The organism is Novipirellula rosea, from assembly GCF_039541335.1.
GTDB classification, from domain to species: Bacteria; Planctomycetota; Planctomycetia; order Pirellulales; family Pirellulaceae; genus Novipirellula; species Novipirellula rosea.
On record NZ_BAABGA010000035.1, the window covers coordinates 617,583 to 643,349 of the forward strand.

The following is a 25,767-nucleotide window of genomic DNA, read 5'->3' on the forward strand; positions in this document are numbered from 1 at the left end:
CTAACCATGTCGCCCCACTTGCTACGTAACGACGTTGCCACATTAGTCCAGCGGCTCCGCGGAGGTGATCGTTGGTCGCTAGCACGTCTGTTGACGCTGGCATTGTCACCCGATTTGCATTCGGAATTGATGGCTGAGCTTTCGAAAGACGATTCGCTCATCACAGCGGACAATGACGCGCCGGTTTTCGCAGTGACGGGCAGCGCCGGAGTGGGCAAGAGTAGTTTGCTATCCCGATTGGCGAGCAAGTTTGCTGAACAAGGTGAGTACGTCGGGGTGCTCGCTTGCGATCCTGAGAGCCCGCTCACAGGCGGCGCCGTGCTGGGGGATCGCTGCCGCATCGCAGGCGGAACGAATTCGCTACAAATGTCCCATCGCGTTTTCATTCGCAGTTTGTCGACCGAATCGGGCAAGCAAGGGGTGGCCGCCAACCTTGCCGTGATGCTGAGGATCATGAAAGCCTTTGGTTTTGACCGCATCTTTATCGAAACCGTGGGTAGCGGCCAAGGCGACGTCGCGGTGCGAGAGCTCGCCGATAGCGTGGTATTGGTGGTGCAGCCGCAAACCGGCGACGCACTGCAGTGGGAAAAGGCAGGCGTTTTCGAAATCGCTGATCTGATTGTCGTAAACAAATCCGATCTAGCGGGCGCCGACCAAACGGTTGCCGAAATTCAAGCACAGAACCCCGCAAAAGATGGCGGTTCGGTTCCAATCGCCAAAGTGTCCTCGGCCCAAGACACCGGCATCCTGGCACTCTGTGACACAATAAAACGGATGCAGAATTTGGTTGATCGGTCTGCTAAGGAACGCGATGATGACGGATCAAATGGAAGTCGCACATCCCTACCCGCCTCCCCGTCATCCTCCCCGTCCGGCAGATCCAACATGTCCGAATCCCAACGTCATACCGATGCCGTGCTTCAGCAAATCGCCGACTATGTTTGTGATTCGACCGATTTCAGCGACGAAGCCTGGACCACCGCTCGTTTGTGTCTGCTGGACAGCCTCGGGTGTGGATTATTGGCACTGAACTATCCACAGTGCAGCAAGCTGCTCGGGCCTGTCGTTCCGGGGGCGACATTGTCACCAGGCGCTCGTGTTCCCGGAACATCGTTGGAGCTCGATCCCGTTACGGCAGCATTCAATATCGGCTGTATCATCCGTTGGCTCGACTACAACGACACCTGGTTAGCTGCCGAATGGGGACATCCGTCGGACAATTTTGGCGGCATCTTGGCGGTCGCCGAATATCGCAGCCGCCTCGGTGACTCCGTCACAATCCGTGACGTGCTTCGTGCGGCAATCCAAGCGTACGAGATCCAGGGAGTGTTGGCACTCGAGAACTCATTCAATCGAGTCGGACTCGATCATGTACTGCTGGTGCGAGTCGCCACGACCGCGGTCACGACAAAGCTGCTGGGCGGTTCTCGTGACCAAGTGATGAATGCCCTCAGCAACGCATGGATCGACGGTGGGACGCTGCGGACCTATCGACATGCACCCAACACCGGTTCACGCAAAAGTTGGGCGGCCGGAGATGCCACGCGGCGTGGTGTCCAATTAGCGTTGTGGAGCTTGACGGGCGAAATGGGTTATGCAACCGCGTTGACCGCAGAACACTGGGGTTTCGAGGACGTCTTGTTCGCCGGGCGGGCGATCCAGCTCACGCGTTCGCTTGACGATTACGTGATGGAGAACATCCTGTTTAAAGTCGCCTTTCCCGCCGAGTTTCATGCCCAAACCGCTGCAGAAGCAGCAATCGCCCTGCATCCCAAAATCGGAAATCGTTGGGACGAGATCGATCGAATTCGGATCGAAACGCAGGAATCGGCGATGCGAATCATCAACAAAACAGGTCCGCTTAACAATCCAGCCGATCGCGATCATTGTCTGCAGTACATCGTGGCAGCGGCGCTGTTGCATGGTCGCCTCGACTCGGATCACTATGAACAAGCGGCCGCCGAGGATCCGCGAATCGACAAGCTGCGTGAATGCATGCAGGTGGTCGAGCAACCTCACTATTCCACCGACTACCTCGATCCCGAAAAGCGATCGATTGCAAACTCGGTTCAGCTGTTTTTTAGCGACGGATCGCACAGTGAACGGGTCGAAATCGAATACCCGCTCGGACATCGGCGGCGACGTGACGAAGCGTTACCGTTGCTTCGAGAAAAATTCCGCAACAACGTCGCGACCCGATTCGATAGCGTGCGAGCCGCGTCACTGGAATCGTTGTTTGCAAGTGATGCGATCGACGACCTACCGGTCGACGAGTTTATCGACAAGTTTGTGGTTCGCTGAGCTGAAACATACAATAGGCAGAGGTGGGATACGCCGCGAGCGTCTCATCACGTCCCCCGCGTTTACTAATCAAGACAGCCCGCTTTCCCCCTGACAGAATCGTGACGTTTTAACAATCGCATTATCAACACGATGCGTCACTCGCATGGCTACGACGCGAGCGACGGCGATCGCGTCATAAGCGAAATTTCAGGGGAGGACCGTGCTGCGGAATGCTCAGGAGAATTCGGTGCCTACTTTGCGTGAGCTGACCGACGATTTGATTCGCCAAGAGCAGACGCTTCGTCAAGGAGGCGGCGAAGATGGCCAGCAGCGGCAATTGCGACACGGACGTTTACCCGTGCGTGCTCGTTTGGATTTGCTGCTTGATAAAGATCGCCCCTTCTTTGAACTTGGGTTGTGGGCTGCGGATGGAATGTACCAGGAATGGGGAGGCGTTCCCGCAGCCGGCATCGTCACCGGAATTGGTTTCGTTGCCGACCGAACTTGCTTGATTGCGGCCAATGACGCCACGGTAAAAGCCGGAGCAATGTTTCCGCAATCAGTGAAAAAGTTGCTAAGAGCTCAGAAGATTGCTGCCCAATTTCGCTTGCCACTGATCTACCTTGTCGATTCCGCCGGAGTATTCCTGCCGCTGCAAGACGAGATCTTTCCGGACGAAGACGATTTCGGTCGGATCTTTCGCAACAACGCGGTGTTGTCTGCCGCCGGGATTCCTCAATACGCCGCCGTCATGGGCAACTGTGTTGCGGGCGGCGGCTATTTGCCCGTGCTGTGCGACAAAATGCTCATGACCGACGGCAGTCAACTCTGTTTGGCGGGCCCCGCACTCGTGAAAGCCGCGATCGGACAGGTGGTCGATCCCGAGGAACTCGGTGGCGCGTCGATGCATGCGGCGATCAGCGGCACCGTGGATTTCCACGAAGCCGATGACCCATCCTGCTTGAAGCGACTCCGTGCTTTAGTCGATCTGTTGCCACCGAACATACCACCAGGGACACTGGATAACGTCGCCTTCAATCACCACGCGTCCGATCACCACGCGTCCGATCACCACGCCTTCAATCACCACGCGTCCGATCACCACGCGTTCGATCACCATGCGTCCGATAACCAAGTGTACGACATCGTATCGGCGGATGGACGCGATGAATATGACGTCCGTGATCTGCTTCGCTGTCTCGTCGACGAACACACGCTGCAGGAATACAAGGCCGAATTTGGGCAGACACTGGTAACCGCGTTTGCGAAAATTGCGGGCTACCCGATCGGGATCGTTGCGAATCAAAAACGCCGCTGCCGTACTGCGAGTGGCGAGATTCAAGTGGGCGGCGTGATCTATCCCGATGCGGCCGACAAGGCGGCACGCTTTGTGATGGATTGCAACCAAACAAAGCTGCCGCTGTTGTTCATTCAAGACGTGCAAGGGTTCATGGTGGGCAAGCAGGCTGAACAGGCGGGAATCATTCGAGCCGGCGCGAAACTCGTCAATGTCGTCAGTAATTCAGTCGTGCCAAAGTTCACCGTTATCGTGGGCGGTTCGTTTGGGGCTGGACACTATGCCATGTGCGGCAAAGCGTATGATCCGGCACTGATTCTAGCGTGGCCGTCGGCAAAGTATGCGGTCATGGGCGGCAACCAGGCGGCGGAGACCTTGTTGTCGTTGCAGCTGCGTGACGCACAGCGAGCGGGACGAACGCTTAGTGAAAACGAAGTTGCCGAACTACGTCAATCGATTCAAAAACGTTATCAAGAGCAGACCGATATTCGTTTCGGTGCCGCACGAGGATGGGTCGATGCCATCATCCCTCCGGCCGACACGCGGCTGTGGTTGCAAACCGCCCTCGCACTCCTTCCCCCGTCAACAAATCGTGAATTTAAAACCGGAGTCTTGCAGGTTTAGAAATAAGTCATCGAAGTCGGAAACGTTAACTCAATCCCAGCCACTTGGACTTTGAAAAATGGTTCGCTCGGTTCGAATCGGAAATGCGCAAGCCTTTTGGGGTGATCGTAGCATCGCCGCAGCCGAGATGCTCGCGCGTGAACCGGAGCTTGATTTTCTAACACTCGACTACCTGGCCGAAGTGTCGATGTCCATTTTGGCGACCCAGCGGCAACGTGATCCGCAAGCCGGGTTCGCGAAAGACTTTGTTGACGTCGTCCGATCACTGGTGCCGTATTGGGCGGCGGGTGGAAAATGCCGAGTGATCGCGAACGCAGGTGGGCTCAACCCAAGCGGATGTGCGCGTGCATGCCGCGAAGTGATCGAAAATGCCGGTTGCCGATCACTTCGCATTGGAATCGTCAGCGGTGATGATGTGTTAGAAAACCTTCGCGCCGCCGGACGTCATTCCAGCGCGGACTCGTTCGTCAATCTGGATAATCGCGATTCACTCGGCACCGTTGCCGACCGGCTCGTCACCGCCAATGCTTATCTCGGCGCCGCACCGATAGCCCACGCACTTACGCAGCAGGCGGATGTCGTGATTACCGGACGTGTCGCGGATCCGTCGATGGTCGTAGCCGCCTGCGTCCACCATTTTGGATGGAACGACGATGATCTCGATTGCCTCGCCGGTGCCACCGTGGCCGGGCATTTGATCGAATGCGGCACTCAAGTCACCGGAGGGATCAGCACCGATTGGATGGAGGTGCCCGACCCGACGCATCTCGGATTCCCGATCGTCGAAGTCTATGAAGACGGTCATTGCATTGTGACAAAAACAGCAAACACAGGCGGCCGAGTGACACCGTGGACCGTCAAGGAACAACTGGTTTACGAGATCGGCGACCCCGAAAATTATCTCAGCCCCGATGTGACCGTATCGTTTCGCGAGTTAAATGTCGAGCAAATCGGGCCGGATCAAGTGCGAGTCCGTGGTGCAATCGGAAAACCACCGCCATCCCAATACAAGGTCAGCGCAACGTTTCGTGACGGTTTCCGAGCGGCCGGAATGCTAACCATCGTCGGTCGTGGTGCCCGCGCCAAAACGCAACGGGCGGGCGAGATCGTGCTGAACCGACTGCGTGACGCCGACGTCCCAATTCGCAATAGCCTGATCGAATGTCTCGGATCGGGGGCATGCGTCGAAGCGTTCACCGGGAAGTCTCCCGTCATTGATGCAACTTCTTTTGACGAAGTGGTCCTGCGTGTCGCCGTCGAAGTCGACACACAACAAGACGCAGAACGATTCGCTCGCGAGCTGATTCCGCTGGTCACCGCCGGGGCTCAAGGAACGACAGGCTATGCAGAGGGACGACCGCGAATCCGTCCCGTGATTCGCTATTGGCCCTGCTTGATCTCGCGAGACTCGGTTCAGCCAATCGTCGAATCGCTGCTGACCAAGCCAACCCAAAGCACGCCAGACACAAAATCAATTTGGCCACAGGCTGATGCGATGACGACGACTGCGTCGCGACCGCCGGAACATGGCACCTTTAATGCATCGGGAATACCCGAGCACGCCGCTTTCGACATTTCCGACGCAGCCCATCTATACGATATCGCAATCGCCCGCAGCGGAGACAAAGGCACCGGTGCGAATATCGGCGTGATTGCACGAAACGACGCTGCGTGGAAGTTTCTGCAAGATTGGCTGACCGCGGAACGTATCGCCGAATTTTTTTGTCAAAGAGATATCGAATCCGTCGAGCGTTTTGAATTGGCGAATCTGCAAGCACTCAACTTTGTGATTCGCGGCATCTTGCGTCAGGGATTGCGGACCGACGCACAAGGCAAGACGCTCGGTCAAATCGTGCTGGAAATGCCCTTGCCAAACTCAGCCTCGGTTTCTGATGTTTCAAACGACGGAGACGACCACCATGGCGAAGTTGATTCTTAGCGAACGTATCACTCGGGGCGTCCGAGCGGTATCGTTCAACCGACCCGATCGGCGCAACGCACTCAGTATTGAATTGCTCGAATCTCTCTGTCTCGAATTGAATCAGCTCGAGCAAGACGAAGAGAACCGCGTTGTCATCCTCGGCGGCGAGGGAAAAGTTTTCTCGGCCGGTTTGGATTTGCGTGAGGCCGCGGACACGACGCTCGTGCAGCGTTCGGCCAGTGCAGTCAAACAGACATTGAGCCAATTGCGGTCAACACCACTTGTCGTCATCGCCGCGGTACACGGCGGTGCGTTTGCTGGCGGCGCTGGCGTGATGGCGGCTTGTGACATCGTGATCGCTGCGGAGGATGCCCGCATCAGTTTTCCCGAAGCACGCCGAGGGTTGTTGCCCGCGCTGGTGATGGAGGTGTTGCGGCACAAGGTTCGCGCAGGTGACCTCAGCGATTTGCTGCTTGTCGGTGAACCTGTCGATGCGGCGCGAGCACAACAGATCGGACTCGTCCAACGCATCGTCCCCGCGGCACAACTGCGAGACGCCTCTGTCGCGGTCGCTCGTTCGGTGTTGGCCGGCGGCCCCGAAACGATACGACAGACGAAGGCATTGCTCGGTGCTGCCTTTGCAGAACATGACTCCGCCGGGGAACCTGATTTAATCGATCTGCACTTAGCCGCTCGACATAGCGACGAAGCTCGCGAAGGGTTGGCGGCGTTTAATGAAAAGCGAGACCCAAAATGGCCCTAAAACATCCACCCCAAACAACGGAACGTTTAGAACAACGCGAGCAACAGATGCGGCAGGCCGAAGAGCTGCTAGGGTCACTGCCGCAAGCAACCGGCGTCGCCAAGGGACTATTCCATGGCCAATTTATCCACGACTGGGTGTTTCCCTATCCATCGTTGTCGCGACAACAGAATGCCGATGTCACCGCGGCGGTAGCCAGTTTGAGCCAATTTTGCGACCAACACCTGGACCCAGTGCAAATCGATCGCAACGCCGACATTCCTCGTGACGTGATCGACGGTCTCGCGGAATTGGGACTGCTTGGGATGACAGCCCCGTTGTCGTTCGGAGGACGCGGCTTCTCGCAGAAACAGTATTGCCGGTTGCTCGAGGTGATCGGAGCGCGATGCAGTTCGACTTCGATCTTTGTCAATGCCCATCACTCAATCGGGATGCGTGGTTTATTGCTGTTTGGCACCGATGGGCAAAAGCGAAAATGGCTGCCCGATTTGGTACTTGGCAAAAAACTTGCCGCGTTTGCTTTAACGGAACCGGATGCCGGGTCCGATGCGTCGAATGTACAAACCACCGCGACGCCGACCGCCGATGGCAGCCATTTTGTACTGAACGGCCAGAAACGCTACATCACCAACGGCGCGATCGCAGACGTGTTGACCGTCATGGCACGCACGCCAGTCGAAGGGACAAACGACTCTGCGATCACCGCATTCTTGGTGACGCCAGACATGCCTGGATTCCAAGTCACCGAGCCGCGGATGGAAAAGCTTGGGATTCGCGGAACAGCGACAGCAAGGTTGGCGTTCGATAATCTGCACGTGCCACGGGAAAACATTCTCGGTCCGATCGGCAAAGGCTTGAAAGTCGCGCTGACGGTGCTCGATTTTGGACGCACCACCTTTGGTGCCTGCTGTACCGGGGCGGCGAAAACGTGTCTGCACTTGGCAACCGAGCATGCGAGAAAACGCCATCAATTTGGTCGATCGCTTGCCGAATTCGAGTTGGTCCAGCAAAAACTGGCACGTATGGCGGCTTGGACTTATGCGATGGAAGCGACCACGACCGTGACCGCGGGGCTGATCGACCGCGGCCTGGAAGACTACATGTTGGAAACGGCGATGCTGAAGGTTTGGAGCACGGAGCGTCTCTGGACTATCGTCAACGATGCTTTTCAAATCTATGGCGGCGCCGCCTACTTTACCGATCAACCGCTCGAGCGCATGCTCCGCGATCATCGCATCAACCAGATTGGCGAAGGAGCCAACGAAGTGCTGATGTCCTTCATCGCACTGACCGGGATGCGGGGCCCCGGCATGCAGATGAAGGAGGTCGACGATGCGATGAAACATCCCTTTAGTGGCTTCGGAACGTTCACCCACTTTGCAACGGCCGCGGTGCGGATGCGGCTGCGCACCCCGCCCGTACCGGTACGTTCGGCCGAACTGAAGCCAATCGCCCACCGCTTGGGAAAGCAGGTCAAACGGTTGGGAACGACCGTCCAAGCGACACTGGTGCGACACCGCGAAGAGGTCCTCGAACGTCAACTCGTTCTCGAACGGATTGCCTGGATCGCGATGGAACTGTTTGCCACGGCGTGCACGCTAAGTCGGCTCGATAGCGAATGGGTTAATGGCGATCGCAGCCGCGATGCCGCCGCCCAATTTTTCATCGCCGATTCGCTGCGGCACGTCGACCACTGTTTTGCCAGCCTGCGTGACAATGATGACGAGCGTTTGTTAGCGGCCGCCCGAGAACTATAATTAACAAATAACTTTCTATCTCGCCGCCAACCGCACCCCGCCATCAAGCCGCAACGTCGATCCGTTAATCATGGCGTTCTCGAAAACATGCGATACCAATGCTGCGAATTCGGCAGGCTGACCTAATCGCTTAGGGAAAACGGATTGGTCAATCAGCGATTGCCGAACTTTCTCCGGGGCGGCCTGCATCATCGGAGTCTCAAACACTCCCGGCGCGATGGACACGACCCGTATTCCATGTTGCGCTAGTTCTCGTGCCAGCGGAAGCGTCAACGACGCCACCGCTCCTTTTGATGCCGCATAGGCAGCTTGCCCAACCTGGCCTTCGAACGCGGTAACCGATGACGTCGTCACCATCACGCCCCGCTCGCCATCCGCATCCGCTTCGCCCGCTGCGATCGCGGCTCCGCACAACCGCAGCGTGTTGAACGTGCCAACCAAGTTGACATCGATCACTCGCCGAAATGCATCCAGCGATGCGACTCCTTCACGCGGCAATAAACGTTCAGCGTGCAAGATTCCTGCGCATGTCACCGCGGCTCGTAGGGGGCCGAACTGCCGCTGGCCAGCATCGATTGCCAACTGCAACTCGTTTTCGCTGCACACATCGGTTTGCGAAAACACGATTCGCCCCTCATATTCGCGAAGCACAGTATCCGGGGGTGGTTTCATGTCGGCAATGACAATACGTGCGTGTTGCCGAGCTAAATTGGCTACACAGGCAGCCCCCAAACCGGAACTGCCGCCAGTCACCAGCACACAAGCGTTCTGGATTAGCATGATGCCGCACCCTCGCAATCAATGAACGTGTCACGACGGTCGCAATTTCTCGATGACCTTGCAACCCATCGGAATCTGTAGGTCTATTCTAGCGGAACCGAGGGACAACCGCTGCAACCGAACTTGCGCGGGCAAGACCGCAAGCGTTTCACCACGAGAATCAGTTTGTACTCAAACCGCCATCAACCAGACAAACCGATCCGGTCATCCACTTTGCATCACTTGACGCCAAATGAACAGCCAGCTTCGCCACATCTTCGGGCTCCCCAAGTCGTCCTAACGCGAACGATTGACGAACAAACGCGTCATACTCGGCTTTGCGTTGTTCTGAGAACGACGAGATCATCTTTTGTGTCAACGGTGTGTTGATCGTACCTGGGGCGATCGCGTTGACACGCACCCCGACGGGGCCGAGTTCCAACGCAAGTGCTTTCGTCAGTGAATTGAGTCCTCCTTTGGTCATTGCATAGACCGACGCGGGACGTCCAGGGATCAACCGATGCGCCGAAGTGGAGGAGATGTTGATTACGTTGCCTTGTGCTTTGACCAGCAACGGTAACAGCGTTTGGGTCAACAGAAACGGTGTCAACAGGTTCAGCTGCACCTGGGCCTGGAGCTCATCGTGGCTGACGTTGGCAAAATCGGTGAACCGAGCCATCCCCGCATTATTGACCAACACGTCGATGGCATCCCAAGACCGCGTGATCTCAGCGTGAACCTGTTGAATCGCGGCGGGGTCCGTAAGATCGGCAGCGGTGCAGTTGACGGTAGCGCCGTTGGCGCGGAGATCATCTGCTGCGGCCGCTAATTTATCGCCGTTCCTCGCGATCAGCCATAACTCGGCCGCCTCGCTTGCAAACGCGGTGGCGATGGCTAATCCGATACCATCACTACCACCTGTAACGACTGCCTTGAACTTGTCGAGACGCCCATTCGCCATGGTGAGAGCCCTTATCCGTTGCCTGAGAACCTTCATTCAAGTTGACATGAAAACAATGTCTCGTCTACAGACACATCACGATGCAACAGGTTCGCCGATTTTTGCGGCGACGGCAGTCGGTCGATAGAAAAACAGCTTTCAGCTCGGCAGGGTTGCGTTGTGATAGATTTCTTGGACGTCGTCGCAATCGTTCAGCATCGCCATGAACTTGTCGAACATCGGCATGTCGTCGGGAAGCAGTTCGGTGCGTGTATGCGGGACGAAGGTGATTTCTTCGACATCGAACTCGGTTTCCGGCAGTGCGTCCAAAATCGCTTGCTTGGCTTTATAAAATTCGGTGGTCGGAGCAAACACGGTCACCTGACCTTCTTCGCACTCGACATCCGTCACATCGACGTCCGCCATCAACAGCGTTTCGAGGACTTCATCGGCACTATCGCCTTTGAAGGACAAAATTGCTAAATGCTCGAACGCATGAGCGACCGATCCAGGGGCTCCCATTTTCGAACTCGTTTTGGTAAAGCAGTTGCGAACATCGGTGATCGTGCGATTGTTATTGTCGGTCAAGCAATCGATGATGACCGAGCATCCGCCGGGGCCGAACCCTTCGTAACGAGCCGCGACATAGTCCTCGCCACCGACGCCACTGGCTTTGTCGAGTGCCTTTTCAATCACATGCGCTGGAACTTGGTCTTTCTTCGCCTTCTCGATCAAACTACGCAGCGACGAATTCGCGGCTGGCCCGCCGCCATTTTTCGCCATTACATAGATCTGTTTTCCGTATTTTGAGTAGACCTTTGTTTTCTGTGCCGCAGTCTTGGCCATCGACACCTTGCGAACTTCAAAGCTTCGACCCATAGCGTATATCTCGTGAATGATGAGGCGTAAATAAGAAGAATAAAGCACGTTGTAACCACGGCATCACGCTGTTGCACAGAGGAAGTTGCACCACGGTTACCCGGCTTATCAGATATGCAACGCATTTTCTCAGAAAACTGCAGATTGATCCAGCGGTCAACGTAGCAACTGTCGTCCGTCCACAAGACGCCCTCTTATCGAGCAAACCCCGCCAAAACAGCTGGCAGTAACAGAAAGAAGCCAAGCCTACCGGCCTCCCATTTTCCTGCCCCCCCTCATTTTCCTGCCCAAACCAATTGCCGACGTCGCCATCAGTTCTGCAGTACCGCAGCTGCCTCGGCTCTCAAATCCACCACCTCCAATCCACGCCGATAAATCGGCGGGCAGGAACATAGATTTGGGCAGAAAAATAAAACACACTGACCCACACTGCGGCGTCCCATCTTCCTGCCCCCCCTCATTTTCCTGCCAAAACAAATTGCCAAGGTCGCTACCAATCGTGCAACACCGCAGCTCCGTCGACTCTCGCGTTCGCCATGCCCAACGAACGCCAATGAATCGGCGGGCAGGAATATGATTTGGGCAGAAAGATAAAACACACTGCCCCACCCTGCGGCATTCCATTTTCCTGCCCCCCTCATTTTCCTGCCCAAACCAATTGCCGAGGTCGCCACCAGTTCTGCAGTACCGCAGCTGCCTCGGCTCTCACCTCCCTCAACTCCAACAAACGCCGATGAATCGGCGGGCAGGAACATAGATTTGGGCAGAAAGATAAAGCACACTGGACCACACTGCGGCATCCCATTTTCCTGCCCCCATCATTTTCCTGCCCAAACTAATTGCCGACGCTGCCACCAATCGTGCATCGCCGCTGCTCCTTCGACTCTCGCGTTCGCCATTTCCAACGAACGGCGATAAATCGCCGGGCAGGAACATAGATTTGGGCAGAAAGATAAAACACACTGCCCCACCCTGCGGCATCCAATCTTCCTGCCCCTCCACATTTTCCTGCCCAAAATAATTGCCGACGTCGCCCCCTATCGTGCAACGCCGCAACTCCGTCGCCCCTTGCGTTAGCCATGTCCATCGAACGCCGATGAAACGGCGGGCAGGAACATAGGTTTGGGCAGAAAAATAAAACACACTGCCCCACCCTGCGGCATCCAATCTTCCTGCCCCTCCACATTTTCCTGCCCAAACTAATTGCCGACGTCGCCACCAATAGCGCAACGCCGCAGCTCCGTCGACTCTCGCGTTCGCCATGTCCAACGAACGACGATAAAACGCCGGGCAGGAACATAGATTTGGGCAGAAAAATAAAAAACACTACCCCACACTGCGGCGTCCCATCTTCCTGCCCCTCCACATTTTCCTGCCCAAACCAATTGCCAAGGTCGCCACCAATCGTGCAACGCCGCAGCTCCTTCGACTCTCGCGTTCGCCATGTCCAACGAACGACGATAAATCGTCGGGCAGGAAAATGACTTGGGCAGAAAAATAAAACACACTGCCCCACCCTGCGGCATCCCATCTTCCTGCCCTCCTTCATTTTCCTGCCCACAATAATTGCCGATGTCGCCAATCGTCCTACTCCGCAGCGTGTTCGACTCGCGCATCCGTCATGCACTAGCAGCGCCGATGTATCTGCAGGCGAGGCAATAGAGTTTCGGGGACCGTGCTGCTGACCGCAATCGCGTTCAGCTAATTAGGTTGAAACCAGCGTTGTGAACTGAACAGCATGAAGGTCGATGTTGACCCAATGGCCATAGCGAATGGGGCTATGCCGCAATAAGGAAACCAAGTGCTCGCAATGCTGCTGACGCTTGGCTTGATTCATCGTTGTCACGAAAAACGCACTAATATCGTCAATCAAATAGAAGTGCTGGTTTCCTAGCGAATGGCCTCCTCTGCTCATCGGGACAAGGCGATAGAGATTTTCCGAACCGCCCAGGAAATGCAAGATCGCTTGACGATAGAGGCTGGTGGCCAGCCCAGTGCCCCAATCCGACAACAAATCGTCGACGAGATCTACCAGCGAATCATTCCCCTGCCAATCACTTGTCTGAATCGAGAACCTTCGACGTTCTTGTAGAGTCAGCGACGTGTTTACGAATCTCGTTTGCACCCGCTTTGGCCGAAAATTGATTAGTTTCCCACGAGTGGTATTGGTCAACAGTAAGTAGTTCAGCAATTGAGCAAAGTGATTGCGATTGAGCCTCGCAACCGTCTTCAATTCGTAGATTGAGCCACCGGCAACAATACAATCGAGTTTAAACGTTTTCGAAAATGTCCTGAACGCAGTGACAACGGGGAGCTCTCGGTAAACAGGGCACAAGCTGGCCTCGTAAATGCGTTGAACGAAGTCGGACTGGTAGACCTGCTCATCACAAAGACGCCCCAACTCGTTGTGTATCGAGAACGCGTAGCCCATGACTTGGTAGTCGATCTCACGCATCTGACTCTCAGTGATTCGCGGCAAGTCGATAGGCAACAGGATTGGCATTGAATTTTGCTTCCGTTTCACAACCCTCGAGGCTAGAGGTCTGTCTCCAATTATTCGCAAACAAGCCCCAAGAGTCGATGTTTGGTCGCCAATCGCGCACTCATCGAATTCGGACTACAGAATCCCCAAAAAGCGTGCCAGGAGAAAAGATGATACTGCCCCCACCCTCCAGCATGCCATCTTCCTGCCCTCCCTCATCTTCCTGCCCAAACCAATTGCCGACGTCGCGACCAATTGTGCAACGCCGCAGCTCCGTCGACTTTCGCGCTCGCCATGTCCAACGAACGACGATAAATCGCCTGGCAGGAACATGACTTGGGCAGAAAAATAAAACACACTGCCCCACTGCGGCGTCCCATCTTCCTGCCCCCCTTCATTTTCCTGCCCAAAATAATTGCCGACGTCGCCACCAATTGCGCAAGGCCACATCTCCTTCGACTCTCGCGTTCGCCATGTCCATCGAACGCCGATGAATCGGCGGGCAGGAATATGATTTGGGCAGAAAAATAAAACCACTGCCCCACACCGCGGCATCCCATCTTCCTGCCCCTCTACATCTTCCTGCCATAACTAATTGCCGACGTCGCCCCCTATCGTGCAACGCCGCAGCTCCGTCGACTTTCGCGTTCGCCATGTCCATCGAACGCCGATGAATCGGCGGGCAGGAATATGATTTGGGCAGAACAATAAAACAAACTGCCCCACCCTGCGGCATCAAATTTTCCTGCCCCTCTACATCTTCCTGCCAAAACTAATTGCCGACGTCGCCACCAATCGTGCAACTCCGCAGCTCCGTCGACTTTCGCGCTCGCCATGTCCATCGAACGCCGATGAATCGGCGGGCAGGAATATGATTTGGGCAGAACAATAAAACAAACTGCCCCACCCTGCGGCATCAAATTTTCCTGCCCCTCTACATCTTCCTGCCAAAACTAATTGCCAAGGTCGCCACCAATCGTGCAACACCGCTGCTCCTTCGACTCTCGCGTTCGCCATGCCCAACGAACGCCGATGAATCGGCGGACAGGAACATAGATTTGGGCAGAAAGATAAAGCACACTGCCCCACCCTGCGGCATCCCATTTTCCTGCCCTCCACATTTTCCTGCCAAAACTAATTGGCGACGTCGCCACCAATCGTGCAGCGCCGCTGCTCCCTCGACTCTCACCTCCACCACCCACAAGCAGTGCTAAATCAAACAGTGGACGCGAGTTTTGTGAAGAGTGCTTTGATCGAGGGTGTTATCACCACAGCGACGGCGGCCGTGGTAGCGTTCACCATTTTCACTTGCTCGAGCTTCCAGATGTTGATATGAACCGCCGCAATGTTTCCGCCCGTTATTTCGCACCCTGATTTCCTCAGACCCCCAATCGGACTCGACACAAACTCCTATGGCAAAACCACAACCAAAATCAGAAACGACTGCCGAAGAAACGAAACCCGAATCCGAGACGGAAGCAAAAGAAACGGCTGCAAAAGATCCAGCTGGCAAAGAAACTCCGGCGAAGCAAACTCCGCCCCGAGAAACGTCCGCGAAGGAAAAGCCCGTAAAAGAAGCGGCGACCAAGCCCGCAAAGACGACTCCGACCACAACCACGACTAAGAAAGAGAGTCCTGCTCGCTCGAAAAAAACGGGAACCGCTGCGAAAAACGGTTCACTACTCCCCTCCGAACAGCAACTTGAAAATCTGAAGGCGGCGGTTCTGGCGGCCGGCGGCAGCGAAAACTTGCTGTTGATTTTGGAACACGTCGAACAGGCTGGCGGAAAAGCGGCAGTCGAAGAGAGTATCGAAGCCTATCGCGTCTTGAAAACCGTGCTCGAGGAATAGACAAATTTCGCGACCGCCGAAACGGCTGCGATCGCTCACATTCGGTTCTCCAGAAATGTTCGAAACGATTCATCGAGCCTGCACCGTTTAAACCGGCCGATAGACCGCGTTGTTTGGCGTCGATTCGCAGCCTCATCGCGTTTGTTTATGATTTCGCTTGGTCTTTGGGTATCAAGAAGCCGAGGTGGTGGGCTGCGTGCAACCACATGAATTGCCGCCACTCGTCCGCCGTAAAGTTGTCAATAAACGGGTAGTCTTCGAAGGAGCCTTCGTACTTCTCGGCTCGTCTGATGACTTCGATACAGTGATCGATGATGCGATCGTCATCCGCACCGGATGGCGATTTGGGTTTCAAACGCTCAATTGTTGGTGCACTGGACATCCGTCGCGTCCGCAGGATTCGTCTGACAATCCAGTTGACGATCGTTGCCCGCAAAATCCATGGCAATCGAAAACCAAATCCCTCCATGCCACCGGTCATCGTGTGAGTCAGATGTTCGCAAATTTGCGTCAAGTTCCAATTCTTCGATCGGGTGTATCCGCCGCGTCGCAGTCGCTCGATCTCCGCGACAACTTCATCACCTGTATGAAAGTCCAACTTGTGTTTGGTTGACGATCCCATAGCTTACCCTGCGTATTAAACTTAACATCACGATACAGCGGCAATGGCTTGATGATGGCCCCTTGGTGATACCACGCCACCGTATTAATCAATAGACGTACACAAACCACAACGACGCAAGAGTAAATCACGGTCGATTCGCGACCAGGGTCGTTTTGCCGCATCGAGACGATCGAAGCAAGCGAAAGTCAAGTCATCTGCGCTACACAAGGATGGCGCTGCACACAATCCACGGCACAACACTTGGTTCCGCCGCACCCAACCAGCGCCGCCAACGCGGCGGGCAGGAAGATGGAAAGGGCAGGAACATAAAAACAGATCCGGCGCATCCTGCAGTATCCCATCTTCCTGCCCCCTTCATTTTCTTGCCCAAATCAGTCACCAACGCCGCCCTCGGTAACGCAACGCCGCCGCTCAGTCGACACACGGTTCCGCCGCATCCAATCAGCGCCGCCACAGCGGCGGAAAGGAAGATGGATGGGGCAGGAAAATAAAAGAATGCCAGAGCACCCTGCAGTATCCCATCTTCCTGCCCCCGTCATCTTCCTGCCCAAATCAGTAAGCAACATCGCCCTCGGTGACGCAATGCCGCTACTCTGTCGACTCCCGGTTCCGCCGCACCCAACCAGCGCCGCCACAGCGGCGGGCAGGAATATGGATGGGGCAGGAAAATAAAAGAAAGTCAGAGCACCCTGCGGAATCCCATCTTCCTGCCCCCGTCATTTTCCTGCCCAAATCAGTCACCAACATCGCCCTCGGTGACGCAACGCCGCTACTCTGTCGACTCCCGGTTCCGCCGCACCCAACCAGCGCCGCCACAGCGGCGGGCAGGAATATGGATGGGGCAGGAAAATAAAAGAAAGTCAGAGCACCCTGCAGTTTCCCATCTTTCTGCCCCGTCATTTTCCTGCCCAAATCAGTCACCAACGCCGCCCTCGGTGACGCAACGCCGCCGCTCAATCGACTCCCCCGGTTCCGCCGCACCCAACCAGCGCCGCCACAGCGGCGGGCAGGAATATGGAAGGGGCAGGAAAATAAAAGAAAGCCAGAGCACCCTGCGGTTTCCCATCTTTCTGCCCCGTCATTTTCCTGCCCAAATCAGTCACCAACGCCGCCCTCGGTGACGCAACGCCGCCGCTCAGTCGACTCCCAGTTCCGCCGCATCCAACCAGCGGCGCCGACGCGCTGGGCAGGAAGATGGATGGGGCAGGAACATCAAAGAATGCCGGGGCATCCGAACTTCCTGTCCACTGTCAACTTTGTGTGGGTAATTCCACACGCCTACCATGCGTCGGCCAGACGAGCTTGAATCACGCTAGGATTCACAGGTCTCTGCCACGGTATTTTCCTCTCGGAGGGTGAGTCGCATCGAGCTTAAACGGCGAAGGCAGATGAGAGAGAGATGGAGTGCCGGCGCAACCCCCAGGCTCGCAGGCCCCCATCCGCCACTAGCGAAGCCGCCGTCGTTTCCAAGCCAAGTAGTTTGCCATGGCGGGGTGCGATTTGAGTTTCTCAATCGAGTAATAGTGCCGTCCGATCTCCTTTTCGTCGGGAATCAAATCATGGATCGAACGGTGACACATCCTGCAAACCGAGATCGTTTGCTGCATCTGCTCTTTCGTGAATCGACGTTTCCACCACGTTTTGCGATGGCAATGTCGAGGGATCAGATGGTGCTCGTTAAACGCATGATCCACCTCGCATAGCTCGCACATCATCGACGCTTTCGTTAAGTGCTTCGCAGGCAAACGAACTCTCCTCCCCAACCGCAACGGCCACGCAAAAAACATTCGAAGGAGCACCCGACATGCTCCCTCTTTCCATCATTGTACTCGCGTTGCCAATGCTTCCGATCGAAACAGAGCAATCCACTCGTGTCAACGACGATTCGCTCCTGATGCCCTAGATCGCAATAGCGACAGCGAACAAATCAAGGTGGTGGCTGGCACCGATTCAGGAACCGATTCACCCTACCTCAAGTAGATTGCATCGTGCACACACGTTCCGCTAGTCCGGTACCCCATCTACCTCAGATCTCTTGGCTAAGGGATGGCGTCTCGTCTGCCACAGCCAAACGCCAGCGGTTTCATCGCGATTACCACCGGCTTGCGCGACCGAGTTGCCGTCGCTTGAAACTGCCAGGCTACGAGAATCGTAGCCGTAGCGTGGATAGACCAGCAACTCGTCGCCCGTTGCCACCTGCCAAAAATAGACTTCGTCAGGAGCGGAAATCAGCGTGCGAGCGTCAGGGGTGAATGCAAGAGGGCAATTTCCATGCGGGATGGTAAATCGCAACGTGTTACCCGCCAAGTTCCAAAACTGTGTTTCGCTTGGACCGGATGTGAGCAGCCCCTGTCCGTCAGGGCTAAACAGCAACCGCTCGACCCGCCCCTTGTGACCCCGGAGCGTGCTGATGATCTGCCGTGTTTCGACATTCCAGATGTTTACCGAGTGATCGTCCCACGCGGATGCCAAATGAGATCCGTCGGGTGAGAACTGGATCGCGAGCACTTGCGCTGCATCGCTGCGGAGTGTCGCCATCGATTGTTGCATCTCAATATCAAACAATTCGATCTGATCTGAGTCGATCGCAGCCAACCAGCGGCTATCGGGCGAAAACACAACGCCATGCGAATCGTTCCAAGTGCCGATGCATTGTCCCGAATCCACCAGCCAAACACCGGTGATTGACGGACTTCGTTTGTCACCAGAGCATCGAGCCATAATCAGCTGACCGTTGGGTGAAAACGCAACCCGATCGACCGCATCCAATTCGACAGTGATGTCGCGAATCGGCGCGGCGAGCTGGACGTTCCACAACTGCAACATCGGACCGCCTCCACCTTTCGCATCTCGTTGTCCTGCGGTGGCCAGCAAGGTGCCATCGGGCGACATCGCCATGGTCTGGGTCCAGTGTTCCGTTGCCCACGAACTGTGGACCTGATTCGTCATCGCGTCGATCCGCCACACGCGGTGATAATCCGACGCGATTAACGTCTGACTGTCCGCGGTAAACGCAACCGTGTGCAGACTCATAGCAGGCAGGCGAACGCGAGTTCGATCTGGATAAACCTGGGTGTCCCATAGGCGGACGGAGCAATCGGATCCACCGCTGGCCAACGCTTGACCGTCGTGACTGAAGGCCAAGCAATCGACCGATCCACGATGGCCTCGATAGGTCGCGATTTTGGATCCGCTGCCGGCTTCCCACAGGCGTACCCGGCCGTCGGAGGAGGCACTGGCCAAGGACGTCGCATCGGGTGAAAAACGCACGCAATTGATCGGACTGGACGACGGAGCTTCGATCCTGGTGGTGCGATGGTCGCGAATATCGACGACCACCAGCGAACCATCGAACATGCCGACCGCAAGCCACCGACCGTCGCTGGAATAATCAACCGAACCGACCGATGAGGTAACCGGGATCGTTCGAGAAAGGCGGTTCGTCGGCACGTCCCATAGCCGGAGTTCGCCGTGGGTGCGTCGACTCCAGTCGGGAGCGCGGTCGTCACCACAGCCGGTCGCCAAGGTTCGGCCATCGGGTGAGAACGCCAGCGTCAATACACCCCACTCGTGATCAGCCAGCGTGGCGATCAGCTTCCCGCTGCCCGAGTCCCACAATTTGACAACCTTGTCGAGTCCACCGGAAGCAAGAATCCGGCCATCCGGCGAATGCGCCACCGCCATCACGAAATCGTTGTGTCCTTGTGCTGTCCATTTCATTCGTCGTGTCTTGCGATCAACAACTTGCAGTTTCGAACCATCCGGTACCGCGACCGAAAGTCCATCCGGGGCTAAGGCGAGCGAACGAAAACCGCTGTAGTAGTTTGCCGTCGCTGGTTGGGGCGGGGATTGTCTGTAGATCATCGAGTTGGCCGAGTTTGCTGACAGCGACCATTCGCGAATCTCGCCAGCCGTCGCATAGGTGTGGGACGCATCGCTGGCAACCACAGCGGAATCGTCCGGCAGAAACGCTAACGCGCGTACCGGGTTGGCATGTCCGCCAAAGACTTTCTCTTCCGCGTGCATCTGTCTCCACAGCAAGTGCCATTCGATACCTCGCAAGTCTTCACCGTCGGCTAGCGGCCGATGACGCTGGAGCAATGCGACGGCTCGATCCAAGCGGCCCTGCTGCCAACAGAGCTGCGCAAGCGCAATGTCCGAAGCGTACTGTCGCAGTCGTGCTTGACGTGCTGCCAGCTCCGCGCGGCGAACCCGCGAATCGCTGTTGCTCTCCTCCGGCGTAAGCTGCTCTACAACCGGTTCGTCTGCATGACAAAATCTTGAGCCACCTACAAAGACGTTGATCGACGTGCCGATCGCAGAGAAGACAAACAGCGTGATTGCCAAATGCATGCCGAGTAGACGGAGAACTGAACAAGCCAGCACGGCAGGACGCATTAGGTACCCTCGAACCATGTCAGTGATCCATCGAAGAGAGTTGGCGCAGCGAGAAACCGGAACTCGGGCCGCCCGATCCGCCGCTAATTTTAAACGCCGGCCTCGCCCCCGTCTATTGATCGGCGGAGCAATTACCCCCAACCGCCGCAGTTGAACGCATCGAATTGCCGTCGTCGCATTACGACTTGGTTGCAAGATCCCTCGAAGGACAACAAGTGGTATCCACCGAATGCCGATCTGCGGGTGCACCCAAGACCGTTGGAAGCGGGAGTCGCGTCGTAGTCAAGAGCTTCGCCAAGAGTTCTTCGTAGCGTTCAAGAAATGGTAAGCAAATTCGTGTAAGGTTGCCTCAAGCTCGAATACCCGTCAGTCCCGTTAGAATGTCGGTCAATAACATCCTGATCAAGGTCGAATGTCCAAGCGGCACCGCTTCTTTGATCAAACCTTCTCATTCACATGCATTTTGTTTTCTGAATGGACAACTCGTGCAGCCTGATCGTTGGCGAGAGGATGACCGTGAAGCGAGGGTGGGACTCAAGGTGACCGCACGTCTTGATCCCAAGACGGCGAACGACAATGCCGTGCATACGGAGGACGGCATCGGCTTTTTTTGTAGGGACAATCAACACGCCGACCCCAGTAAGGGTCGCCGTTCGTGCCACGAAATAGCCGATACGCCGTTTCACGCGAGGCCGTTGATTGTGCTACGACGTGACTGCAGCGTCAGCGTCCAGCAGCGGTTGGGCCACTCGCCCGTCACCGCTTTCCCCAACTGCGACTCACGCTTCTCAGTCTGGATTAGGTTCAAGGCTCTTGATAAACCGCGACCCCGGTGTGGTTGATAAACGTGGTGGCAGCGTCGGCGTCCAATAGCCCCATTGGTCGAATATAGATCGCCGTGCCTAGATTAGAACCCAAGTTGTCATTTCCGTCGAAGGACGAATCGGCGATGTCAACACTCGCTCCGTCGGCGATGAAGATAGCGCCTCCGTTGTGCGTCGCAACGTTCGATTTGAATATCGATTCAACAACGAAAACATCCCCCTGGGTAAAAATCGCTCCCCCCCATCGATCGCTTTCGTTGGCGTCGAAGAGACTATTGGAAAGATCTAGCGTGCCGCCGTTGACCAATGCGATTGCTCCCCCGTTACCGGACGAATGGTTGCGCAGAAAGCTGCTGCCGGAGACGATGGAAGCTCCACGCACGATGCCAATCGCACCGCCGAATCCTCCGACGGCATCATTGTCAGCAAATGACGCGTCTGCGACTGCTAAATCACTATTGTTGCTCATGATCGCGCCTCCGTTGGTTGCTGACTGGTTGCTTTGGAAGTTCGCACCGCTGACATCCAACGTATTGCTATTGCCAGAGAAGACTGCACCACCGGCACCACCGATCGCTTGATTGTCGGAAAAATCGCTATCGGTCAATTCAGCAGACGCACGAACACTCCAGATCGCCCCACCCAGATTCGCCGCACGATTCCCGGTGAATACGCTTCCTACGTCGACGACGTTGCCTGCATTACTGCCAATCGCCCCACCGTTATTATTTCTGGACTCATTGTCGGCGAACACAGAATCAATGGACTCCAACATGCTATCCTTGTTCGAGATTGCGCCTCCAGCGAGTCTCGCAGAGTTGTTTTGGAAAAGCACCGCGTCGACCAATAACGAACTGTCATCTTCTTGCAGAATTGCACCGCCATCGCGTTGGCTGGTTTCATTATCAATGAACGAGCTGTCCGTTACATCAAGGGTCACACGAACACGATTATGGATAGCGCCGCCACTGGAATCAGCCGAGTTGCTGACAAACGCCGAATCCTTGATTGAATAAGAACTGTCGCTCAATGCCCCGATGGCGCCTCCGTCAGCGGCGTGATTGCTGGTAAACAACGTATCGCGTATATCAGCTGTGCTGAAATCTTCTAGATACAATCCGCCGCCAAGTTGAGCAGCCAGATTGTCCTCGAAGATCGCATCTTTCATGGTGACCGAGGCTTCGAATCGGACCGCGACCGCGCCACCGTTTGCTCCTGCCTCGTTGTGTGTGAAGACCAAGTCCTTTAGTTCCATCGAACCTGCTTCAATCGAAATGGCGCCACCGGAATCGTTGGCGTAGTTCCCATCCAGCAGCGTGTCTTTGATGGATGCTTCGAGTCCCCGGATGGCCAACACCCCGCCACCGTTTCCATTGGTCGCAGTATTATTGGTGATTTCCGAACTCTTGATGTCGAGTGTTCCAAACACGCTGAACACTGCGCCGCCAGCAAACTTAGTTTGATTTCCGTCGAATGTACTCGACTTAACCGTCGCTAGCGACGTTGCACCTTCGGTAAAGATCGCGCCACCGGCTGAGTTCGAGGAATTGCCGAGGAATGTTGAGTCAGCGATTGAGAGTTGTCCGGAATTGAAAATTCCGCCGCCATCGATTCCCGCGGAATTGGCCTCGACCGCAGTTTGCTTCAGGGTTAATTGTCCACTATTGAAGATCGCGCCGCCGCGTTGTCCGGCAACATTTCCGTATAGCGTTCCTTGCTTGATGGTGAGGTTCCCCGCATTGTTAATGCCACCACCGAAGTCGGCTAAACCTCCCGTTACAGCTGTTTTTTGCATTGTTACCGTGCTGTCCGCGGTGACCAAAATCGCTCGCCACGGACCAGCGGCATCAATGGTTGCCGTACCTTGCGGCGCCTTGATTGTTAACGATCCACTGGAGTCATCGATCACCAGCGTCCCCATCGTCATCGAATACACTCCGCTGGGAAGGTGGATTTGGTCATTCCCAGCAGTCGATGCCGCCACGGCGACTGCTTCACGGAGACTCGTCAGTCCATCGTTGTCATCGACAATGTCGTCAAAGGTGTCGACCATCACGGCCAATAGACGGCGACTTTCCATCGATTCCATTCGCAGCCGTCGGCGTGTGCGCTTGATTGCACGGGGTTTGCGTGAGAGCCGGTTCAGGGCAGTGTTTTGACGGAGCGACTTACCTATACTATTTTTCAAAAACGACATACAACCGTATCCTGTTGTAAACGGACTGAGAGGAGGGTTGGGCTTTTATAGGAGACGGATATTTGGCTGTCAACAAAATAGTTAACTCTTGGAGAGCTAAATCCGAATGGTCTGCCGGCAGACGTTTTAGCGGCGCAGTGCTAGCAGCCAGTCATTGCATCTGCAGTCGAAATGGATGCCCCATCCACCGCCACCCCGTGAATGCCAACGTTGGCAATGGAGTTTACGTGTCCGTACGCCGCTCTAGAATTCGCATCCGACAATTGCCGTCACCGTCACGATTCTGGCGTTGCTGGCATTTGCTACAACGCGTTACTACCAATCCCCAGACGATTGAAGTTGTCACAAGCTCGTCATCGTTGCAAGCAAGTCAATCTTAGAATTCGTCAACGAACGTTGCCTTTTACTACCCAGAATCAGTCTCTTGTAACTGACTTAAAAAGTCTCGCTTCTCGCTGACACAAATCAGTTTGGGCCGATTAAGGGGACGGGGATATGAATACTCTTAGTGAGATTAATTTACAGCATGGCAGACGTTCCGTATCATATTATCGTTAAAAGTCACGGCGTTCCGATCGACTCAAGTCTTCGTGTTTTACAACGAGTGAACCACTTAATCGCCAATAGCAATAGGGGAACCACAGAGGATATTCGCTTTGCCGATTCTGAGAAACTGGTTAATGCCACGACTGCGTTCACAGGTGCCTTTATTCAACCTATTCCCCTAGAAAATTTTGCGGATGAAAGCGAAGATCTCGTGGTGCTCATGCGTTACAGCCATCGGCAAGCGGCCCCCGCTGACCTAGATCATCAGTTGTTAACGACTGTCGATGAGGTTTTGCGATGGGAGCAAAGCGACTTTTCGATAAACATCAGCATCATGTTTGAAGGGTCTATCGCACCATTTATTGGCGTCGAACGATCAAGAGACAATCGGAGTTGGAAGTGTTATACGGATACTTTTAACGAAGCCATTCGAAGGGGAAGTGTCTCCGTCGAATCGCAGAAAGAAGCGTTCGACCGACTTGTCCGAGCGTTAGCGGGACCCTTTGGTCAGAGCGAGTGCTACTTCGAGATCGTTGACGGCCACTTGCAGTTTCACCCAGGGCCAAACCCGCGGGTATATTGTGACGATGGGAATCTCGGATTTGGCGATGCAAGAATGCAGCACCGCCTCGTCATACGCGCTGAAAACCGAGAGACGCCGCTGTTTGTCGATGCGCTGAAAGCTTATATCAGGCAATTTCAACTTACAGGAAGGGTCGTTGTTCGCATGAGCCTTTTACGAGATCACTACGAAGCCTGGCGTGAGACCTTCGTGCATCGAGAGGCTGCATACGAATATCAATTTCAAGGGTTCCCTACGAATTCCGCCATCGACTTTCTCAGTAGCAAATCATCGTTCGTTCCCAGAGGCGTTGTCCCCTATGCGCAATACTGGAATGGAGGGAAGGAGGGTGGTGGAATTTCATTGTCACTCGACCTCGACGGCGATAGTGTACGATTTTGGCTTTCTGGAACTGAAAAAGTCTCCGAGGAAGGCATGAAAGATTTCCTTCGCGAGACTGATCTTGTGCAGTACACCGACGAATCATGCATGATTTTTCATTAGGGTCGTCGCTGGAAGGAGAGTCACTCGGAGTGGATCCGCGAGTATCGTCAAGAATAGCGTTACCAAGCAGCGTACCGCAGGAAACCAGGACAGCCGCAACTAGACCACCATGCAGTTGTGGCAGAAGGTATCACACGAAAATCGACCCGCTGCTGATCACAAATGCGGCTGGCAAGAACTCAAGCCGTCGCTAAACCGGGCTTAGATATTTTCCAACTGCTGCCCATTCAGCGAAGTCACGGCCGAGGATCGGCACCCGTCCGCAGAACTGCCGTTCCTACTGGAAACAGTACCGCAACCGTCGATTCCAATGGCGACGGAACAGCGAGACGCTCAGAAAAATTTTTCCTGAGCCACCGGTCGCCCAACAAAAAAAGCCATAAACCTTCACGGTTCATGGCTTCTCGGCAAGTACACCCCAGAGGACGCGACACCAATAACGCAGGAATTGTCTGATCGCGAAAAAGAGTGTTTCGAGGGGCAATGGGAGGGGCAATCAGTGGCAATCTTGAACGATCTGCAGTCTGAAACGCTATCGCTAATGAAGTCTATGGAC

At 55.3% G+C, this 25,767-nt stretch carries 15 protein-coding genes; 7 read left to right on the forward strand and 8 right to left on the reverse strand.

Features of this window, described 5'->3' with window-relative positions; translation table 11 throughout:
- Positions 1-6 precede the first annotated feature (6 nt).
- The 5 genes from ABD971_RS14925 to ABD971_RS14945 all read left to right on the forward strand — a co-directional run bounded on the left by ABD971_RS14925 (position 7) and on the right by ABD971_RS14945 (position 8,645).
- A complete protein-coding gene (locus ABD971_RS14925) occupies positions 7-2,301 on the forward strand; it encodes a bifunctional 2-methylcitrate dehydratase/aconitate hydratase (protein ID WP_345323307.1) in 2,295 nt (764 codons plus the stop codon).
- Positions 2,302-2,530: 229 nt separating this feature from the next.
- Positions 2,531-4,204 carry an acyl-CoA carboxylase subunit beta gene (locus ABD971_RS14930; protein WP_345323308.1) on the forward strand — a complete coding sequence of 558 codons (1,674 nt, stop codon included), beginning with the start codon at positions 2,531-2,533 and terminating at the stop codon, positions 4,202-4,204.
- Between the two features lie 58 nt (positions 4,205-4,262).
- Complete coding sequence (locus ABD971_RS14935; protein WP_345323310.1) at positions 4,263-6,143, forward strand: acyclic terpene utilization AtuA family protein; 1,881 nt, start codon at positions 4,263-4,265, stop codon at positions 6,141-6,143.
- Entirely contained in the window at positions 6,124-6,888 is a 765-nt protein-coding gene (locus ABD971_RS14940) for an enoyl-CoA hydratase/isomerase family protein (RefSeq protein ID WP_345323312.1), read from the forward strand. The genes ABD971_RS14935 and ABD971_RS14940 overlap by 20 nt, the downstream gene beginning before the upstream one ends.
- The gene (locus tag ABD971_RS14945) at positions 6,879-8,645 is read left to right on the forward strand and encodes an acyl-CoA dehydrogenase family protein (RefSeq protein ID WP_345323314.1); all 1,767 of its coding nucleotides are present in this window, start codon (positions 6,879-6,881) and stop codon (positions 8,643-8,645) included. Before ABD971_RS14940 ends, ABD971_RS14945 begins: the two co-directional genes overlap by 10 nt.
- 15 nt (positions 8,646-8,660) lie before the next feature.
- Here the strand turns inward: ABD971_RS14945 and ABD971_RS14950 are convergent, their stop codons facing one another.
- The 4 genes from ABD971_RS14950 to ABD971_RS14965 form a co-directional block, all read right to left on the reverse strand.
- Positions 8,661-9,425, reverse strand: coding sequence for an SDR family NAD(P)-dependent oxidoreductase (locus tag ABD971_RS14950; protein WP_345323316.1), 765 nt, complete (start codon positions 9,423-9,425; stop codon positions 8,661-8,663).
- A gap of 160 nt (positions 9,426-9,585) precedes the next feature.
- On the reverse strand, positions 9,586-10,365 hold the full coding sequence (locus ABD971_RS14955) for an SDR family NAD(P)-dependent oxidoreductase (RefSeq protein WP_345323318.1): 780 nt from the start codon (positions 10,363-10,365) through the stop codon (positions 9,586-9,588).
- A gap of 138 nt (positions 10,366-10,503) precedes the next feature.
- Positions 10,504-11,223, reverse strand: coding sequence for a YebC/PmpR family DNA-binding transcriptional regulator (locus ABD971_RS14960; protein ID WP_339943447.1), 720 nt, complete (start codon positions 11,221-11,223; stop codon positions 10,504-10,506).
- Between the two features lie 1,705 nt (positions 11,224-12,928).
- Complete coding sequence (locus tag ABD971_RS14965; RefSeq protein ID WP_345323321.1) at positions 12,929-13,726, reverse strand: GxxExxY protein; 798 nt, start codon at positions 13,724-13,726, stop codon at positions 12,929-12,931.
- Between the two features lie 1,391 nt (positions 13,727-15,117).
- On the opposite strand from ABD971_RS14965, the gene ABD971_RS14970 reads away from it, so the two are divergent.
- Positions 15,118-15,555 (forward strand): hypothetical protein, encoded by a 438-nt coding sequence (locus tag ABD971_RS14970; protein WP_345323323.1) that lies wholly within the window; start codon positions 15,118-15,120, stop codon positions 15,553-15,555.
- A 145-nt stretch (positions 15,556-15,700) separates the two neighbouring features.
- Here ABD971_RS14970 and ABD971_RS14975 read toward each other — a convergent pair whose 3' ends face one another.
- The 4 genes from ABD971_RS14975 to ABD971_RS14990 all read right to left on the reverse strand — a co-directional run bounded on the left by ABD971_RS14975 (position 15,701) and on the right by ABD971_RS14990 (position 23,482).
- A complete protein-coding gene (locus ABD971_RS14975) occupies positions 15,701-16,177 on the reverse strand; it encodes a DUF1569 domain-containing protein (protein ID WP_345323325.1) in 477 nt (158 codons plus the stop codon).
- 1,448 nt (positions 16,178-17,625) lie between these two features.
- Positions 17,626-17,895, reverse strand: a complete 270-nt coding sequence (locus tag ABD971_RS14980) for a hypothetical protein (protein ID WP_339946458.1) — start codon at positions 17,893-17,895, stop codon at positions 17,626-17,628.
- A gap of 289 nt (positions 17,896-18,184) precedes the next feature.
- A complete protein-coding gene (locus ABD971_RS14985) occupies positions 18,185-20,596 on the reverse strand; it encodes a WD40 repeat domain-containing protein (RefSeq protein ID WP_345323327.1) in 2,412 nt (803 codons plus the stop codon).
- 786 nt (positions 20,597-21,382) lie between these two features.
- The gene (locus ABD971_RS14990; RefSeq protein ID WP_425571308.1) at positions 21,383-23,482 is read right to left on the reverse strand and encodes a beta strand repeat-containing protein; all 2,100 of its coding nucleotides are present in this window, start codon (positions 23,480-23,482) and stop codon (positions 21,383-21,385) included.
- Positions 23,483-24,125: 643 nt separating this feature from the next.
- On the opposite strand from ABD971_RS14990, the gene ABD971_RS14995 reads away from it, so the two are divergent.
- Positions 24,126-25,211, forward strand: a complete 1,086-nt coding sequence (locus ABD971_RS14995; protein ID WP_345323331.1) for a hypothetical protein — start codon at positions 24,126-24,128, stop codon at positions 25,209-25,211.
- The last annotated feature ends 556 nt before the right edge of the window (positions 25,212-25,767 follow it).